13 protein-coding genes are annotated in these 18,483 nt (G+C 73.7%); 7 read left to right on the top strand and 6 right to left on the bottom strand.

All coding sequences use genetic code 11. From position 1 onward, the window contains the following. Positions 1–225: 225 nt before the first annotated feature. On the bottom strand, positions 226–1,062 hold the full coding sequence (locus tag AB0P17_RS19830; RefSeq protein WP_365812651.1) for an IclR family transcriptional regulator: 837 nt from the start codon (positions 1,060–1,062) through the stop codon (positions 226–228). Between the two features lie 168 nt (positions 1,063–1,230). Between AB0P17_RS19830 and AB0P17_RS19825 the strand changes: the two genes are divergently transcribed. Next, a complete protein-coding gene (locus AB0P17_RS19825) occupies positions 1,231–3,024 on the top strand; it encodes a TIM barrel protein (protein ID WP_365812649.1) in 1,794 nt (597 codons plus the stop codon). A gap of 14 nt (positions 3,025–3,038) precedes the next feature. Here AB0P17_RS19825 and AB0P17_RS19820 read toward each other — a convergent pair whose 3' ends face one another. After that, positions 3,039–5,528, bottom strand: a complete 2,490-nt coding sequence (locus AB0P17_RS19820) for a SpoIIE family protein phosphatase (protein ID WP_365812647.1) — start codon at positions 5,526–5,528, stop codon at positions 3,039–3,041. A 303-nt stretch (positions 5,529–5,831) separates the two neighbouring features. Between AB0P17_RS19820 and AB0P17_RS19815 the strand changes: the two genes are divergently transcribed. Further along, on the top strand, positions 5,832–8,045 hold the full coding sequence (locus AB0P17_RS19815; RefSeq protein WP_365812645.1) for a SpoIIE family protein phosphatase: 2,214 nt from the start codon (positions 5,832–5,834) through the stop codon (positions 8,043–8,045). Positions 8,046–8,052: 7 nt separating this feature from the next. On the opposite strand, the gene AB0P17_RS19810 is transcribed toward AB0P17_RS19815, so the two are convergent. From AB0P17_RS19810 to AB0P17_RS19795, 4 genes are all read right to left on the bottom strand, one after another. Next, on the bottom strand, positions 8,053–8,946 hold the full coding sequence (locus AB0P17_RS19810; RefSeq protein WP_365812643.1) for an oxygenase MpaB family protein: 894 nt from the start codon (positions 8,944–8,946) through the stop codon (positions 8,053–8,055). Positions 8,947–8,970: 24 nt separating this feature from the next. Further along, positions 8,971–9,918, bottom strand: a complete 948-nt coding sequence (locus tag AB0P17_RS19805) for a 4-hydroxybenzoate octaprenyltransferase (RefSeq protein WP_365812641.1) — start codon at positions 9,916–9,918, stop codon at positions 8,971–8,973. A gap of 170 nt (positions 9,919–10,088) precedes the next feature. Continuing rightward, complete coding sequence (gene pgm, locus AB0P17_RS19800) at positions 10,089–11,729, bottom strand: phosphoglucomutase (alpha-D-glucose-1,6-bisphosphate-dependent) (RefSeq protein ID WP_365812640.1); 1,641 nt, start codon at positions 11,727–11,729, stop codon at positions 10,089–10,091. A 151-nt stretch (positions 11,730–11,880) separates the two neighbouring features. After that, positions 11,881–12,927: a LacI family DNA-binding transcriptional regulator gene (locus AB0P17_RS19795; RefSeq protein ID WP_365812639.1), complete on the bottom strand. Its 1,047-nt coding sequence runs from the start codon at positions 12,925–12,927 to the stop codon at positions 11,881–11,883. 193 nt (positions 12,928–13,120) lie between these two features. Here AB0P17_RS19795 and AB0P17_RS19790 point away from each other — a divergent pair, with 193 nt between their 5' ends. The 5 genes from AB0P17_RS19790 to AB0P17_RS19770 all read left to right on the top strand — a co-directional run bounded on the left by AB0P17_RS19790 (position 13,121) and on the right by AB0P17_RS19770 (position 18,478). Continuing rightward, on the top strand, positions 13,121–14,140 hold the full coding sequence (locus tag AB0P17_RS19790) for an asparaginase (protein ID WP_365812637.1): 1,020 nt from the start codon (positions 13,121–13,123) through the stop codon (positions 14,138–14,140). Between the two features lie 136 nt (positions 14,141–14,276). Next, complete coding sequence (locus AB0P17_RS19785) at positions 14,277–15,155, top strand: polysaccharide deacetylase (RefSeq protein ID WP_365812635.1); 879 nt, start codon at positions 14,277–14,279, stop codon at positions 15,153–15,155. 328 nt (positions 15,156–15,483) lie between these two features. Beyond that, the gene (locus tag AB0P17_RS19780; protein ID WP_365812633.1) at positions 15,484–16,830 is read left to right on the top strand and encodes an MFS transporter; all 1,347 of its coding nucleotides are present in this window, start codon (positions 15,484–15,486) and stop codon (positions 16,828–16,830) included. After that, positions 16,827–17,600, top strand: a complete 774-nt coding sequence (locus AB0P17_RS19775; protein ID WP_365812632.1) for an SDR family oxidoreductase — start codon at positions 16,827–16,829, stop codon at positions 17,598–17,600. Before AB0P17_RS19780 ends, AB0P17_RS19775 begins: the two co-directional genes overlap by 4 nt. Before the next feature lie 101 nt (positions 17,601–17,701). Beyond that, complete coding sequence (locus tag AB0P17_RS19770; protein WP_365812630.1) at positions 17,702–18,478, top strand: SDR family NAD(P)-dependent oxidoreductase; 777 nt, start codon at positions 17,702–17,704, stop codon at positions 18,476–18,478. Positions 18,479–18,483 lie beyond the last annotated feature (5 nt).

The raw sequence follows: 18,483 nt of genomic DNA, 5'->3' as shown, positions 1-18,483 counted from the left end.
GGGGACCGGGTCCCGGGAGTCTGTTGTCGCGGAACGTGGTGAAGAGCGTCAAGAGGTGAGGAGGGACCCGGGCGCGGTCCCGTCCGTGCCGAGGGCCGACTCGACCTCCGTGCGCGGAAAGACGGTGCGCCTGCTCTCCGTGAGCGGACGGTCGTGGAACCCGTCCAGGACGACCGCCGCCCGCGCGTACCGTTCGAGGACCGTGGCGATCCCGGCCGGGCCACGTCAGGGCGTTCCGGACCGGTCGCGCGGACTCAGCGGATGGCTGAAGCCCTGCTCCGAGATCAGCCGGGCGACCTCGGTCAGATCGGCGGCGAACCGCTCGATCGCCTCGTACGGGAAACGCTGGCTCGGGCCGCTCAGGGAGAGCGAGGCGATGACGGCGCCCGACCGTCCGGTGACCGGTACGGCCACGGCGGTCAGCCCGTCGTCCCACTCCCCGCTGCTCACCGCGTACCCGCGGCGCCGCGCCTCCTGGGCCGCCGTGCGCAGCCGCGCCATGGCGGGCTCGCCGTCCGGAGAGGCGAGCGCGATGCGCCGCAGCAGCGCGTCCGGCGCGTCGCCGAGCAGGATCTTCGAGGACGCGCCGGCCCACAGCGGCTGTTCGTCGCCCACGTCGATCACATGGCGCAGCGGGTGCGGGCTCTCCTCGTGCGCGACGCACACCCGGCGCAGATCGTGCGCGACGAAGACATTGACCGTCTCCCGGGTCCGGTCCGCGAGTTCGCGCATCAGAGCGCGGGTGCCGCGGGTTACCTCCCACTGGCGGCGCGCGAGATGCGCCCATCGCCACAGCCCGGGGCCCGCGGTGTAGCCGCCCTCGGTGGACCACAGCAGCCCGCTCTGTTCCAGTGTGTGGACCAGGCGCAGCACCGTCGTCTTCGGCAGTCCGGTGGCCTCGGTGATCTCCCGGAGCGAGACGACCGGCCGGTCCTCCGTCAGGAGGGTGAGGATGTCCAGGGCCCGCCGGACGCTGCGTACCCCGCCGCCGGTGTCCCGTTCGCCGGTATCCCGCTCACCGGCGTCCTGTTCGCCGTCGGACCGCCCGGTCCCGTCGTCCACCGCCCACCGCCTCCCGCTCCTGTCGTACGCGCCCCACGGCACCCTATCCCCGCGGCGGTGGGACCCGGTCCCGGTGCGGGCGCGACCCCTTGCCGGTGCCCTTCCCGCGCCCTAGTCTCTCCGCTCAGCGGACCATTTGGTCCGTGGAGTGGACCAACGGAGGTTGTTGTGCGCAAGTCCATCGCCACCGTCTCGCTCAGTGGCTCCCTCGGCGAGAAGCTCGCCGCCGCCGCGCGCGCGGGCTTCGACGGCGTCGAGATCTTCGAGAACGACCTGCTCGCCTCCCCGCTCGCGCCGGAAGAGGTACGGGACCGCGCGGCGGACCTGGGCCTGACCATCGACCTGTACCAGCCGATGCGCGACGTCGAGGCCGTCCCGGCGGAGCTGTTCGCGCGCAACCTGCGCCGCGCCGAGCTGAAGTTCGACGTCATGCGCCGGCTCGGCGCGGACACGCTGCTGGTCTGCTCCAGCGTCTCCCCGCACGCCGAGGACGACGACGCCCTCGCCGCCGAACAGCTCCACGCCCTCGCCGAGCGTGCGCGGGAGGCCGGTGTCAGGATCGCGTACGAGGCGCTGGCCTGGGGGCGCCATGTCTCGACGTACGACCACGCCTGGCGGATCGTGGCGGCGGCCGGGCACCCCGCGCTCGGGGTCTGCCTCGACAGCTTCCACATCCTGTCCCGGGGCTCGGACCCGCGGGGCATCGCGGACATCCCCGGCGAGAAGATCTTCTTCCTCCAGCTCGCCGACGCCCCGCTGATGGCGATGGACGTGCTCCGGTGGAGCCGGCACTACCGCTGCTTCCCGGGACAGGGCGGCTTCGACGTCGCCGGACTGGTCCGCCAGGCGGTCCACGCCGGATACGAGGGACCGCTCTCGCTGGAGGTCTTCAATGATGTCTTCCGGCAGGCGGAGGCGGGACCCACGGCCGTGGACGCGCTGCGGTCGCTGATCGCGCTGGAGGACTCCGCCGGGCTCGCCGGGCTGCCGGGACCCGTCGTGCCCTCCGGATTCGCCTTCGCCGAGCTGGCCACCCCCGACCCCGGACCTGCCGGGGAACTGCTGGGCGCCCTCGGCTTCGCCCGTACCGGGAGGCACGCCACGAAGCCGGTGGAGCTGTGGGCCCAGGGCGAGGCGCGGGTCCTGCTCAACACCGCGGCGGGCGGCCGGCGCGCGTCCACCGCGCTCGCCGCGATCGGCCTGGAGACACCCGACCCCGGCCGCGCCGCCCGGCGCGCCGAGGCGCTTCTCGCACCGGTCCTGCCGCGCCGCCGGGCCGCCGCCGACGTACCGCTGGACGCGGTCGCGGCCCCCGACGGCACCGAACTCTTCTTCTGCGCCACCGGCCGCGCCGGACTGCCCGACTGGACCGGCGACTTCCCCGCCGTGTCCGCCCGGGGCCCGGCGCGGTCCACCGGGATCCGCCGCGTCGACCATGTCGCGCTCACCCAGCCGTGGCACCAGTACGACGAGGCGGTCCTGTTCCACCGCACCGTGCTCGGTCTGCGCCCGCACGACAGCGTCGACATCGCCGACCCGTACGGTCTCCTCCGCAGCCGCGCCCTGACCGGCGGCGCGGGGGAGCCGCGGCTCGTGCTCAACCTCGCCCCCCTGCCGACCGGTGACACGGGCCGCGCGCAGCACCTCGCCCTCGCCACGGAGGACATCGCCGCCACGGCCCGGCTGGTACGGGAGCGCGGCGCGGCGCTGCTGGACATCCCGGCCAACTACTACGACGACCTCGACGCCCGCTTCGCGTTCGCCCCCGGCGAGCTGGACACGTACCGCGAACTGGGCATCCTCTACGACCGTGACGAACGGGGCGGGGAGTTCCGCCACTTCTACACGGCGTCGATCGGCCGGATCTTCTTCGAGGTGGTCCAGCGCACCGGCGGCTACCAGGGATACGGCGCGGCCAATGCCGCCGTCCGGCTGGCGGCGCAGCGCACCGCGGACCACTGAGCGCGGGCCGCCCGCTACACTTCGCCGTTCTCCGGGTGGAGGATCTGCTCCGCCCAGATCGTCTTGCCCGTCGGGTTGTGCCGGCTGCCCCAGCGCTGGGTGAGCTGGGCGACCAGCAGCAGCCCCCGGCCGCCCTCGTCGAAGGCGCGCGCCCGGCGCAGATGCGGCACGGTGGTGCTGGAGTCGGAGACCTCGCAGATCAGCGACAGATCGTGGATCAGCCGGAGCTGGATCGGCGGCGTGGCGTGCCGGATGGCGTTGGTGACCAGTTCGCTGGTGACGAGTTCGGTCGCGAAGATCGCGTCCTCCAGCCGCCAGTCCCGGAGCTGCGCGGTGACGTAGCCGCGGGTCCTGGCCACCTCGGCGGGGTCGGCGGGCACGTCCCAGGTCGCCACGTGCGCGGTGTCCAGCACCTTCGTGCGGGCCAGCAGCAGCGCCACGTCGTCCTGCGCGCGGCCCTCGGGCAGCAGCGCGCTCAGGACCGTGCCGCAGGCGGCGTCCAGGGACGCGGCGGGACGCGTCAGGACCTCGGCGAGCTTCCGTCGGCCCTCGTCGGTGTCGCGGTCGGCGGCGTCCATCAGACCGTCGGTGTACAGCGCGAGCACGGTGCTCTCCGGCAGTTCGAAGTCGATCGACTCGAACGGCAGCCCACCGACGCCGAGCGGGGGACCGACCGGCAGTTCGACGGGGTACGTCCGGCCGTCCGGGGTGACCACGACAGGCGGCGGATGGCCCGCGCCCGCGAGGGTGCAGCGCCGCGAGATCGGGTCGTACACCGCGTACAGACAGGTGGCGCCCACCTCGGCCGACGTCTGCTCGGCGCCCGCCTCGGCGGAGAGCCGGATCACGAGATCGTCGAGATGGGTGAGGAGTTCGTCCGGCGGCAGATCGACATCGGCGAGGGTGCGCACCGCCGTACGGAGCCGGCCCATGGTGGCCGACGCCTGGATGCCATGCCCCACCACGTCGCCCACCACCAGCGCGACCCGCGCGCCGGAGAGCGGAATGACGTCGAACCAGTCCCCGCCGACCCCGGGGTGGGGCGAGGCCGGCAGATAGCGGGAGGCGATCTCCACGGCGTTGGCCCGGGGCAGATGGTGCGGCAGCAGACTGCGCTGGAGCGCGAGGGAGGTGTTCTGCTCCCGGGTGAAGCGCCGCGCGTTGTCGATGCACACTGCAGCCCGCGCGGTGATCTCCTCGGCCAGCAGCACATCGTCGGGGGCGAACGGCACACCGCCCTCGAACCGGGAGAAGACCGCCACACCGAGCGTCGTACCGCGCGCCAGGACCGGCACGGCCATCACCCAGTGGAAGCCGTACTTCCTGGCGTGCGCGGCGCGTGCGGGGATCAGTTCGGCCCAGCGCCGCATGACCGGGTCGGTCATCGCGTTCAGGACGGGACGGCCCGACGCCAGACTGGCCGCCAGCGGGGAGAAGTCCGGATAGACCTGTACGTCGCCCACCTTCACCCAGGCGTCGGGGGCGTTCTCGTCGACGTGGCCCGCCGTACGGGAGCGGTGCGCCACCCTGCGCAGCGGTACGGGGCCGGTGACCGGGCCCGGCGGCGGCTCGGCGCCGTCGGCGAGATGCTCCAGCAGATCGACGCTGACGAAGTCCGCGAGGTGGGGCACGCACACGTCGGCCAGCTCCCACGCGGTGCGGTTCACGTCCAGTGTGGTGCCGATGCGGACGCTCGCGCTGTTGAGCAGCAGCAGCCGCTGCCGGGCCAGCACCTCCTCGGTGACATCGTGCGCGGCCAGGCACACGCCCCGTACCCGGCCCTCCTCGTCGCGCAGCGGGGCGAACCGTGCCGACCAGGCGTGCTCCTCGGCCTCGCCGCCGGTCCGCATGAAGGTACGGGCGTCGAGCGCGGTGCCGGTGGTCAGTGCCTCGCGCATCTGGTCCTCCAGCTCGGCGCTCTGCGGCTTGCCGCCGATCTCGGCGAGGCGTAGGCCGCGGATCTCGTCCTCCGGCAGCCCGATGACCTGGTCCATCGCGCCGTTCACCCGGCGCAGCCGCAGTCGGGTGTCGTACACGGCCAGGGCGCACGGGCACTGGTCGAACGCCCAGCGGCTCAGTTCGGCGTCCTCGGCCACCGTCTCCGCACCGCTCAGCGCGGAGACCAGCAGCCAGCCGCCGGGTGCGTGGTCGGTCGGACCCTGCCGGTGGGCCACGACCCGTACGTCCAGCGGACGGCCGTCCCGGTGCCGCAGGGTGACCGTGCCGTTCCAGCGCGGCTGTCCGCCGTCGGGCCGCAGCCCCTCGGGCAGACCCCCCTCGGGCAGCCCCCGCGCCAGCAGCATCGTGGCCTCGCGGCCCACCGTCTCCGACGCCGGGTAGCCCAGCAGCCGCTCCGCGCCCTCGCTCCACGAGGTGAGCACGCCCCGCGGGTCCACCCTGACCGTGGCGGTGTCGGCGTCGGAGCCGGCGTCGGTGTCGGTGTCGTTGACAGGGCCTTCCGGCCGGTCGCCGGGGCCAGGGGAGGAGCTGCCTTGGCGCGTCATCGTCGACCGTCCCACGTTCGCCGCACTGCCCCCACGCGCGGCTCGGCGCCACGCCGTACGGAACCACCTTTCCCAGCCTGGGGCACCCGGGGCCGCCCAACAAGCGGGGCTGCTCCTTAAGAAAACGTCAGGACGGTGAAAGGGGTGAGTGGAAGGGGGTGGGAGGAAAGCCGAAGGGGAAAACTACAAGAAAGGTACGGTTCGTACCGATTTGTAGTCTTGATCTCCGGGCACCTGGGGCCGACCGGCACCACGGATTGACCGCACGCCTGAAAGGCAGGGGTCCGGCGGGGAGCGAGCACCATGGATGAGACGCGCGAAGCGGCTCTCTGGCAGGCGCTGTCATTCGCCCAGTCCGTCCTGCCCATGGCGGTGTACGACGCGAATCTGCGGCTGCTCCACGCCAACGAACGGATGTGCCGGATCGCCGGCCGCACGGAGGCGGAGATGCGCGGCCGCCGCTCCGGGTTCCTGCTGGACGACGGCGCGGCGGAGGACGGTCCGGACGACGGTGGAGCCGACGGCGCCGTGGCCGGCCCGGACGGCGGACGCCGGGCGCGCGGGAACGGTCCGCAGACACCGGCCGGCGCGCTCGAAGCCGCCCTGCGCCGGGTGGTGCGCACCGGCGAGGCCGAGTCCCTCCAGACCGTCCGCCGGGTGGCGGGCGAGCGGCACCTCCGCTCCTGGGCGCTCTCCCTCTCGCCGCTCAGAAACGCCTCGGGGCGGGTGCACGCGCTCGCCGTGACCGGCTTCGAGAACAGCGCGCAGCGCAGGGCGCGCGCGAGCCTCGCCCTGCTCAGCGAGGCCAGCATGCGGATCGGCACCACCCTGGACGTCACCCGCACCGCTCAGGAACTGGCGAGCACACCGCTCCCCGGATTCGCCGACTTCATCGGCGTCGACCTGCTGGACTCCGTACTGCGCGGCGACGAGCCGGCCCCCGGACCGGTCCCCGGTGACATCCCGCTGCGCCGCGTCGCGCACCAATCGGCCGAGCATCCGGACGCCCCCGAGGCCGCCGTCGCCGTCGGCGACATCGACCGCTACCCCGAGTCCTCGCCCCCGGCCCGCTGCCTCGCCACCGGACACGCCGTGCTCACCGGCCCCGGGGACCGGGCGTACACCGACTGGATGGCGCGCGATCCCCGGCGCCGTGCCCTGGCCGCCGGCTTCGGGATCCGGTCCCTCGTGGCGGCCCCGCTGGTCGCCCGGGGCAATATCCTGGGCGCCGCGCTCTTTACCCGGCACCTGCACCCGGAGCCCTTCACCGAGGAGGACCTCGCCCTCGCCGAGCAGCTGGCGGCCAGAGCCGCGATCTGCATCGACAACGCCCGCCTCTACACCCGCGAGCGGGCCACCGCCGTCACCCTCCAGCGCAGTCTGCTCCCGCGCGGACTGCCCCCGCAGTCGGCCGTCGAGGTCGCCACGCGCTACCGTCCGGCCGACTCCCAGTACGGCGTGGGCGGCGACTGGTTCGACGTCATCCCGCTGGCCGGCTCCCGGGTCGCGCTGGTGGTGGGGGACGTCGTCGGGCACGGCATCCACGCCTCCGCCACCATGGGCCGGCTCCGTACGGCCGTCCGCACCCTCGCCGACATCGACCTGCCTCCCGACGAACTCCTCACCCACCTCGACGACGTGGTGGTACGGCTCGCCTCGGAGAACTTCGGGAGCGCGGGACCGGACGGCGACCCCTGCGCCGCCGCCGACGAGGACATCGGCGCGAGCTGTCTGTACGCGGTCTACGACCCGGTCGCCCGCGCCTGCTGCGCGGCCAGGGCCGGCCACCCGCCGCCGGTGCTCGCCACCCCCGACGGCGCGGCGCGCCTGCTCGACCTGCCCGCGGGACCACCGCTCGGCCTGGGGGACCTGCCCTTCGAGTCCGCCGAGTTCGAGATTCCCGAGGGCAGCACGCTGGCCCTCTACACCGACGGCCTGATCGAGTCGCCGGAGCACGGCGCCGGCACCGGCCGGGGGCTGGGCACCGAGCCCGGCTCCGGTGTGGAGGGCCTCTGCGCGATCCTGGGCTCGCCGTCCCCGTCGCTGGAGTCCACCTGTGACACGGTGCTCGACAAGCTGCTCTCGCCGTCCCGGACCGACGATGTCGCCCTGCTGCTCGCCCGCACCCAGGTGCTCGACGCGGAACAGGTCGTCACCTGGGAACTTCCCGCGGAGCCCGAACTCGTCGCGGACGCCCGTGAACGCATCACCGGCCAACTGGCCGCGTGGGGGCTCGAAGAGCTGACCTTCACCACCGAACTGGTCGTCAGCGAGCTGTTCACCAACGCGATCCTGCACGGCCGGGGCCCCGTGCTGCTCCGGCTGATCCGCGACCGTACGCTCCTGTGCGAGGTCTCCGACCACAGCACCTCCGCGCCGCACATGCGCCGGGCCCGGGTCTACGACGAGGGCGGGCGCGGGCTGCTGCTGGTCGCCCAGCTCACCGGGCGCTGGGGTACGCGCCAGATTCCGGGCGGCAAGGCGATCTGGGCCGAACTGCCCCTCCCGGCGGCCTGACCCGGCGTCATCCCTGCCGCGTCCCCGCCAGCCGCCCCCGTGCGGCGGCCTGGATCCGGGAGGGTCCGAGCCCCCACTGGAGGGTGCGTCCGACAGCCGTCGCCAGGGGCCGGTCCCAGCCGGCGCGGACGGGGACCGGGCGGCGGATGCCGAGTTCGGTGCGGGCCCAGCCGGGGAGGAGGCCGACCGAGGCGTTCGTGAGCAGGCCCACGACCAGCCGCTCCCGTCGGGTGCGTCCGAAGCGGCGGAGGAACAGGACCGAGTCCAACGCGGCGGGTGTGGCGTGGAGTTGGGGGCGCAGGCGGGCCAGGTAGCGCTCGGCTTCGAGGGCCGTGCGCGGTACGTTCCGCGCGCCCAACGCCTCGGCCACGGGGGCGGCCTGGCGGTAGTAGGCGTCGCATTCGGCGGGGGTCAGCCGGAGCGGCCGGGGCGCGTAGGTCTGGTGGCCGGCGAGGAAGCTGCGCACCTCGGCGGTGTGCACCCAGGTGAGCAGGTCGGGGTCGTCCGCGCGGTACGGCCGGCCGTCGGGGGCGGTGCCGTGCACCCGGGTGTGGATCCGCCGGACGAGGTCGATCACCTCGCGGGCGGCGGCCGAGGAGCCGAAGGTGGTCGTGGTGATGAACCGTACGGTTCCGTTCAGCCGCCCGACCGGATCGGCGCGGAAGTCGGAGTGCTGGTCGACCCCCGCCATGGCCAGCGGATGCAGCGACTGGAGCATCAGCGCGGCGAACCCGCCGGTGAGCATCCCGGTGGCCTGCCCGTGGACCCGCCACACCGGGTCCCCCGGCGCGATCCCGAACAGCCCGGGATCACCGGGCGGCCCCGCGTACCGCTCCAGCTTGAGATCCCCGCCGTGCATGGTCGCCGTGAGCTCCGCCGCGATCCGTTCCCGCACTCCCACCAGCACCTCCAGGGTCCGTGTCCCTCAGCCGAGAGTACCGACCCGCCCGGCGAGCACGGCCAGGAGGATGAGCAGTCCGCACAGGGGGTTGGTGGCGAACGCCCGCCCGCAGGCCCCGACGTCCGCCGGGTCGGCCCGCCATACCTGCCATCCCAACTGCCCCGCGACCACGCACAGTCCGGGCCAGTACAGCGGCCCGAGCCCGGCCACGACCCCGAACCGGGCGAGCAGCACCACACACCCCACGTAGGCGCCGCCCACCAGCACCCGGGTACCGCGGCGCCCCAGCAGCACGGCGGCCGACCGCACCCCGGCCCGCACATCGGCCTCCCGGTCCTGACAGGCGTAGATCACGTCCGTCCCCACGGCCCAGCAGATCACCGCCCCGTACAGCAGCACGCCGCCGAGCCCGAGCCCCCCGGTGAGCAGGACGTACACCAGCGGCACCGTCCAGTTGATGGTGATCCCCAGCCACACGTGCGGCCAGTGGGTGACCCGCTTCATGTACGGATACACCGCCGCGAGGGGCGCCCCGGCCGCCGCCCACACCACGGCCTCCACACTCCAGAACCCCATCACCAGCGGAGCGGCGGCCCCCACCACGACACACAGCACCAGTGCCCGCCCGGGTGCCAGCCGCCCGGAGGCGACGGGCCGCCCCGCCGTGCGCGGCACCTGTGCGTCGAACCGCGCGTCCAGCACATCGTTGAGCCCGCAGGCGGCGCCCCTCGACAGCACCCCGTACACCAGGAGCAGCAGCCCGAGCAGGACCCCGTCCCGGGGCCCGGCGATGGCTGCCAGGGCGATCCATCCGGGGACCACCAGCAGCCAGGACCCCACCGGCCGGTCCAGCCGCAGCGACTCCAGATACGGCCGCACCCCGGCGGGTGCCCGCCCCACCAGCCGGGCGGCACACCCTCGGGCCGGGACCTGCGCCGGAACGGGGGCCGGGGCTTGTGAGGCGACGGGCATACCGATTCGGTTCCCTTCCAGGGGGGTTGGCTGCCGATCGGCCCAACCTAGCCCCGGATCGGGCGAGTTCTCCGTCCCTCCGGGGAGATCCCCGGAAACGAGAGTCTTACGGGCAAGGGAAAGGGTCTGTAAGTGCAGGCAGGCCGGACGGCGGCTTCCGGCCGGTGGCGTCAGCCGCCCAGGGCCGCCGAGACCACCGCCCTGGCCTCCTGCTGGACCCGGCCGAGATGGTCCGCGCCGAGGAAGGACTCCGCGTAGATCTTGTAGACGTCCTCGGTGCCGGAGGGGCGCGCGGCGAACCAGGCGTTCTCCGTGGACACCTTGATGCCGCCGATCGGCGCGCCGTTGCCCGGAGCCTCGGTGAGCACTCCGGTGACCGGCTCCCCGGCGAGGCTGTCCGCGGTGACCTGCGCCGGTGAGAGCCGCGCGAGCACCGCCTTCTGGGCCGGGGTGGCGGGCGCGTCGATCCGGGCGTACGCGGGCTCCCCGAAGCGCGCGGTGAGCGCGGCGTACTGCTCGGACGGGGTCTTCCCGGTCACCGCGAGGATCTCGGAGGCGAGCAGCGCCAGGATGATGCCGTCCTTGTCGGTGGTCCACACCGAGCCGTCGCGGCGCAGGAACGACGCCCCGGCCGACTCCTCGCCACCGAAGCCGAGCGAGCCGCCGGCCAGCCCGTCCACGAACCACTTGAAGCCGACGGGCACCTCGACCAGCGGCCGGCCCAGGTCCGCGGCCACCCGGTCGATCATCCCCGACGAGACCAGGGTCTTGCCGACCCCGGCGGCCGCCGGCCACCGCTCACGGTGGGTGTAGAGGTAGGAGATCGCGGTCGCGAGATAGTGGTTGGGGTTCATCAGCCCGCCGTCCGGGGTGACGATGCCGTGCCGGTCCGCGTCGGCGTCGTTGCCGGTCGCGATCGCGAACCGGTCGCGCCGCTCGATCAGCGAGGCCATCGCGTACGGCGACGAGCAGTCCATCCGGATCTTGCCGTCCCAGTCCAGCGTCATGAACCGCCAGGTCGGATCGGTCTCCGGGTTGACCACCGTCAGGTCGAGCCGGTGCTCCTCGGCGATCCGGCCCCAGTACGCGACCGACGCGCCGCCCAGCGGGTCCGCGCCGATCCGTACACCGGCGGCGCGCACCGCGTCCAGGTCGAGCACGGCGGGCAGATCGGCCACGTACGTGCCGAGGAAGTCGTACCGCCCGGTGCCGGGGGCGGCCAGGGCACTCCGGTACGGCAGCCTGCGCACGTCCTTGAGGCCGCCCGCGATGATCTCGTTGGCGCGGTCCTGGATCCAGTTGGTCGCCTCGGACCCGGCGGGGCCGCCGCTCGGCGGGTTGTACTTGAAACCGCCGTCGGCGGGCGGGTTGTGGGACGGGGTGACCACCACGCCGTCCGCGAGGCCCGTCGTACGGCCGCGGTTGTGCGTGAGGATCGCGTGCGAGACAGCCGGGGTGGGGGTGTAGCCGTCGGCGCTGTCGATGAGCACGGTCACGGAGTTGCCCGCGAACACCTCGACGGCGGTCACCTGGGCGGGCTCGGAGAGCGCGTGGGTGTCGGCGCCGAGGAAGAGCGGCCCGTCGGTGCCCTGGAGCGCCCGGTACTCGCAGATCGCCTGGCTGGTCGCGGCGATGTGGTCCTCGTTGAACGCGGTGGCGAGGGACGAACCGCGGTGCCCGGAGGTCCCGAACGCCACGCGCTGGCCCGGCTCCTGGGGATCGGGGTGCAGCGCGTGGTAGGCGGTCACCAGCTCGGCGACATCGATGAGGTCCTCCGGCCGGGCCTGCTGTCCCGCTCGTTCGTGCGGCATCTGCCCATTCCTCCAGGTCGGTCGATCGTTTCGTCGGTTCATCTTTGCGGGTCGCCACCGTGACCGGCGACCGCCCCGCCGGACACCCTGTCAGGTGACCCGGGCGGCATGGCGGTTCCGGTGCGGGACGGTGGGTCCGGCCGGGGTCCGGTCAGTCGGCGGCGACCGTGGACGCGCGCACCATCAGTTCCGGGGTGAACCGGCGCGACCGGGCCGGGCGCCCCTCGACCATCCCCACCAGCGCGGTCGCCGCCCGCTCTCCCATGTCCCGCATCGGCGAGCGTACGGACGTGAGGGGGATGGGGAGTTGGGCGGAGAGCGGCACATCGTTGAAGCCCGCCACCGCGACATCCCGCCCCGGTACCAGACCGGAGGCGCGCAGCGCGCCCATGACCCCGATCGCGGCGAAGTCGTTGACCGCGAAGATCGCCGTGGGGCGGGGCCCGGCGGCCAGCAGCCGGTGCGCGGCGCGCTCGCCGCCGTGCACGTCGAAGGGCGCGTTGACGACCAGCGCCGGGTCCACCGGCAGGCCCGCCTTCGCGTACGCGTCCGTGAAGCCCTTCGTCCGCTCGACCCCGGTGGAGGCGTACGGCTCGCCCGCCACGACCGCGACCCTGCGGTGTCCCAGCGTCAGCAGATGCTCCGCCACCAGCCGTCCGCCGACGATGTCGTCGCAGGTGAACGAGGTGACCCCGCGCAGCCGCCGGGAGACCAGAGCCACCGGCACCCCGCGCGCGACCAGTTCGGAGGCGAGCGTCGTGTCGCCGCGCGCGTCCCCGAGGAGCAGCCCGTCGACCCGCAGCGCCAGCAGCCGCTCGATCTTGGCCCGCTGGACCGCCGGGTCGTCCCCGGTGTTGGCGACGACCGCCTGGTACCCGGCCGCCGCCGCGCCCGCCTCGATGCCCTCGTAGACGGTGGCCAGCACGATGTCGGTGAGCCGGGGGACGAGCACGCCCAGCAGCCGGGAGCGGCCGGTCCGCAGGCTGGACGCGGCGGGGTGCGCGACATAGCCGAGCCGTCTCGCCGACTCCCGTACCCGGTCGGCGGTGGCGGCACCGACCCCGGCCCCGTCGCGCAGCGCCCGGGACGCGGTGGACTGGTGCACACCCGCGTCGGCCGCCACATCGGCCAGGGTCACACCGTTCTCGGCCACACCGTTCTCGCCCGGGGCGCGGCCGGCTGCGGGCTGTCGTCTCAAGGCCGTGGTCCTCGTTCCTGTCCTGCCGTGGGCGCCGGGCCCCGGGATGCGGGCGGCGCGGGAGGCACCGGCCCGGGTGGCCGTATGTCCGGAACCATCATCTTCCATGAAAATCCGATTACGGGGGTTGCCCTCCGGGGTGAGTGTGGAGCATGGTTGCGCAATCGTTCTCGCAATCGATTGTGGAGCTTCTATGCAGCTTCGTCTCATCGGCACGGGTGGCACCATCGCCAGCCGCTCCACGCCCACCGGGAGGGTCGCCTCCGTCACGGTGAAGGAGCTGCTGGACGCCGCGCGTGCCTTCCCCCTGCCGGAGGATGCCGAGGTGACCTGCGCGGAGATGGGCCTGCGGGCCAGCTTCTCGCTCGGTCTCCCCGACCTCGCCGCGCTCGCCGAAGCCGTCGGCGAGAGCCTGCGCGACGGGGCCGACGCGGTGGTTATCACCCACGGCACGGACTCCCTGGAGGAGACCGCCTTCGCGCTCTCCCTCGTGCACGCCGACGACCGCCCCGTCGTACTCACCGGCGCCCAGCGTCCCGCCGACGACCCGGCGCCCGACGGGCCGCGCAACCTCGCCACCGCCCTGACCTGGGCCGCCCACCCCGCGGCCCGCGGCCACGGCGTCAGCGCGGTCTTCGACGGCGCGGTCTGGCCCGCCATCGGGCTGCGCAAGACCGACACCCTGGCACCCGCCGCCTTCGGCGCGCCGGGCCGGGGGCCCGTCGCCCGCGTGGACGACGGCCGCGTCCGGCTGATCGGCCGGCCGCCCCGCCCCGCCCCACTGCTCCGCGCCGACGACCTCGGCCGGCTGCCCCGGGTGGACATCGTCCCGCTCTACGTCGGCTGCGACCCCGCACTGCTCGACGCCGCGGTGGCCGCGGGCGCGCGCGGCGTGGTGCTGTGCGCCTTCGGCGCGGGCAACGCCCCGCCCGACGTCACCGACGCCGTCGCGCGGCTGGTGGCGCACGGCGTCGCGGTCGCCGTCGCGAGCCGGGTGCCGACCGGGGCGACCTCGGCGGCGTACGGCGCGGGCGGCGGCGCCGACCTGCTGCGGGCCGGCGCGGTCTTCGCCGCCGACCTCTCCCCGTGGCATCTGCGGCTGCTCCTGGCCGCCGCGCTGCACCGGGCCGCCGGGCGAGGGCCCACCGGGGCCGCCGCGCTGATCCACGACTGGCTCGCCGACGCCGGGCACCACGACACCCCGAGGCCGTAGCCGGCCGACCGCCGGCCGGGCGCGCCTCCCGCACGGGCGGCCCGTCCCCGCGTACACCACCCGCAGACACCACGCGCACACGTCAACGCGCACCAACCAGCACATCACCAACCAGCACATGTGGAGGAGAACGGACATGGCGAAAGAGATTCTGGTCGCCTACGGAGTCGACGTCGACGCGGTCGGCGGCTGGCTCGGCTCGTACGGCGGAGAGGACTCGCCCTGCGACATCTCCCGCGGCCTGTTCGCGGGCGAGGTGGGCGTGCCCCGGATGCTGGAGCTCTTCCGGCGCCGCGGGATGACCACCACCTGGTTCTGGCCGGGCCACTCGATCGAGACGTTCCCCGAGGAGTTCGAGGCGTGTACGGCCGCAGGCCACGAGATCGGGGTGCACGGCTACAGCCACGAGAACCCGATCGCGATGAGCCGGACGCAGGAGTCCGACATCCTCGACCACTGCATCGACCTCATCACCACCCGCACCGGGCGGCGCCCCACCGGCTATGTCGCGCCCTGGTGGGAGTTCTCCCCGGTCACCAACGAACTCCTGCTGGAGCGGGGGATCGCGTACGACCACTCCCTGATGCACCGCGACTTCGAGCCGTACTACGTACGGGTGGGCGACAGCTGGTCGAAGATCGACTACGACCGTCCGGCGGGGGAGTGGATGAAGCCGCTGGAGCGCGGCGAGGAGACCGACCTGGTGGAGATCCCCGCCAACTGGTACCTCGACGACCTGCCTCCGATGATGTTCGTCAAGGCCAGCCCCAACAGCCACGGCTTCGTCAGCCCCCGTGATGTCGAACAGATGTGGCGCGACCAGTTCGACTGGGTCTACCGCGAGAACGACTACGCCGTCTTCACGATGACCGTGCACCCCGACGTGTCGGGACGGCCGCAGAACCTGCTGATGCACGAGCGGCTGATCGACCACATCAACAGCCACGAGGGCGTCCGCTGGGTCACCTTCGACGAGATCGCCACGGACTTCGTCCGCCGCCGTCCCCGCGGCTGACCTGGCCCATCACCCGCTCGGTACGGCTCACCACGGTCCGTACCGCTCGCGCGGAACGCTCGCTTCCGCACCGCTACCGCTTCCGCTTCCGCACCGCTCCTGCTGTGTCCCTCCCCCTTGCTCAGCGGATCCCCGGCCACCGCGGCACCCCGGCGTCCCACCCGGCCCCGGCAGCCGGTCTCGCGGCGCCGGCCCTCTCCCCGGGGCCGGCGCCGGGACCCGGCCCCGCTCCCCGTCCCGGCCCCGCGCACACCACGCGCCGCGCCGCATCGAACCGCATCGCACCGCACCGTCCCCGCGTTCCCTTCGTACATATCGGAGTCCGCTCGTGCACTCGTCAGCGAAAGCCCCGTCCGTCACCGAGCCCGCCGTCATAACCGACCCGGCGGCCCCGTCCCGCAAGCTCGTCGTCCGTGCCTCGGTCATCTGCTTCCTGGCCTGGGTCTTCAGCGTCTACGACTTCACCCTCTTCGGCACGCTCCTCCCCAAGATCGCCGAGGACTTCGGCTGGTCCACGGCAACTGCCGCCAATGTCGTCACCGGCGTCACCGCGGGCACCTTCGTGGTCTCGCTCTGCGTCGGCCCCATCCTCGACCGGTTCGGCCGCCGCCCGGCCCTGATGATCACCTCGGCCGGAGCCGCCCTCACCTCCGCCGCGACCGCTCTGGCCGGCGGCGCGATCTCCATGGTCGGTATCCGCGCCTTCTCCGGGTTCGGCTACTCCGAGGAGGTCGTCAACACCGTCTACCTCAACGAGATCTACGGCAAGCACCCCCGGCGCGGGCTGCTCTTCAGCTTCGTCCAGAGCGGCTGGCCCGTCGGAGCCCTGGTCGGCGCGGGTGTGACGGCCCTGACCCTGCCCACCTTCGGCTGGCGCGGCAGCTTCGTGATCGCGGCCGTTCCCGCGCTCGTCATCGCGCTGCTGATGCGCACCCTGCCCGAGTCCCCGGTCTTCCTCGGCCTGAAGAAGGCCCGCGCCCTGCGCGCCGAGGGGCGCGCCGCCGAGGCCGCCGCCGTCGAGAAGTCAGCCGGTATCGAGACCGTCGAGGCCAAGCCCGGCCTGCGCGAGGTCTTCGCCCCCGCGCTGCGCCGCCACACGCTCTCTCTCGCCGCCGCCTGGCTGCTCAACTGGATGGGCATCCAGATCTTCTCGGTGCTGGGAACGACCGTGCTCGTCGAGGCCAAGGGCGTCTCGTTCAGCAGCGCGCTGCTGGTCCTCGTCCTCGCCAACCTGGCGGGCTTCTTCGGCTACGTCTTCCACGGCTGGCTCGGTGACCGGATCGGCCGCCGTACGACCATCATCATCGGCTGGAGCTGCGGCGGCGCCGCCATGACGGCCATGCTCTTCGGCCCGACCTCCACGGGGGCCGTGATCGGCCTCTACGCGCTCGGGCTGTTCTTCCTCACCGGCCCCTACTCGGCGATGTTGTTCTACATGAGCGAGTCCTTCCCCGAGCAGGTCCGCGGGGTCGGCTCCAACGTCGCCCACACCATGGGCCCGGTCGGCGCCATCGTCGGCTCCGCGCTGCTCGGCGCGCTGCTCTCGGCCGGCGCCTCGATGACCCTCGCCGCCTTCGCCGCCGGAGCCGTCGGCATCTTCGGCTCCGGCCTGGTGATGCTCGGCGCCCGGGACGTCGACCGGCACCGTACACCTCAGGAGAACGCGACATCATGACCGCAGAACGACAGCGCGGCGCGGCCCTCGTCACCGGCGGTGCCAGCGGCATCGGCCGGGCGACGGCCGTCGCCTTCGCCGAAGCCGGCATCGACACCGTGATCGGCTTCCACCCCGCCGATCCGCACGACCCGGCCGAGACCGTCGACGCGGTGCGCGCGGCCGGCGGCAGATGTCTCGCCGTCGAGGCGGACGTCGCGAGCGCCGCGGGGCCCGAGCGGCTGGCACAGGCGGCCGTGGACACCTACGGCCGGCTCGACGCCGCCGTCGCGGCGGCCGGCATCCTGCGCCGGGCGCCGCTCGCCGAACTCACCGAGGACGCCTGGCAGGACATGCTCGGCGTCGACCTCACCGGGGTGCTGCGCACCTTCCGCTCCGCGGCCGCGCGGATGACGGGACCCGGCGCGCTGCTCGCCGTCTCGTCCATCGCGGGCGGGGTGTACGGGTGGGGCGAGCACGCGCACTACGCCGCCGCCAAGGCCGGAGTGCTGGGGCTGGTGCGCTCCCTCGCCGTGGAGCTGGCGCCGCGGGCGATCCGCGCCAACTCCGTCATCCCCGGGCTGATCGAGACCCCGCAGTCGCTGGACGCGCGCAACTCGCTGGGCCCCGAGGGGCTGCGGGCGGCGGGGGCGTCCATCCCGGCCGGCCGGGTCGGCCGCCCCGCGGAGGTGGCCGCCGCCATCCGCTTCCTGTGCGCGCCGGAAGCCTCGTACATCACCGGACAGCAACTCGTCGTGGACGGCGGCCTGACGGTCCGCTTCCCCGACTGACCTGACTGACCTGACTGACCCGACAGGCCTGTCAGACCTGACTGACCTGACAGGCCTGTCGGGCCCGACCGACCCACCGCCCGACCTCTCACGGAGAACCCATGACCACCGCGCCCCCGACCTCGTCCCACGCCTCCTCTCCCTCCCCGCGCACCGTGCTGATCACCGGTGCGGCCAGCGGCATCGGTGCCGCCGTCGCGGAGGCGTTCGCCCGCGAGGGCGCCGGGCTCGCCCTCGCCGACCGGGACACCCGCCGGCTGGAAGCCCTGCGCGACCGGCTGCCCCGTACCGTTGCCGTCACCCTGCACACACTCGACGTCGCCGACGCCGACCAGGTCAGGGCGGTGGCGGACGACGCCGTACGCCGCCACGAGGGGGTGGACGTCCTCGTCAACTCGGCGGGCATCCTCACCGAGGTCCCGCTGGCGGAGATGGATCCGGCGGTCTGGGACGAGACCATCGCCGTCGATCTGCGCGGTGTCTTCCTGAGCTGCCGTTACCTCCTTCCGCACATGATCGCGCGGGGCGGCGGCCGGATCGTCAACATCGCCTCCCAGCTCGGTCAGAAGGGCGGCGAGGGGCTGACGCACTATTCGGCCGCCAAGGCCGGTGTCATCGGCTTCACCAAGGCGCTCGCCCGGGAGGCCGCCCCGCACAACGTGCTGGTCAACGCGGTCGCCCCGGGGCCGGTGGAGACCCCGCTGGTGGACGGGCTCAGCCCCGGGTGGAAACGCGCCAAGCAGGCGGAGCTGCCGCTCGGCCGGTTCGGGCGGCCGGAGGAGATCGCGCCGACCGTGCTGCTCCTCGCCTCCGACCCCGGCGGCAACCTCTACGTGGGACAGACGCTCGGCCCCAACAGCGGCGACGTGATGGCATGAGGACA

The sequence above is a fragment of the Streptomyces sp. NPDC088124 genome (assembly GCF_040685895.1).
GTDB lineage: Bacteria > Actinomycetota > Actinomycetes > Streptomycetales > Streptomycetaceae > Streptomyces.
The sequence above is the reverse complement of the archived record's forward strand: the minus strand, read 5'-3'. Positions and strand labels throughout refer to the sequence as shown.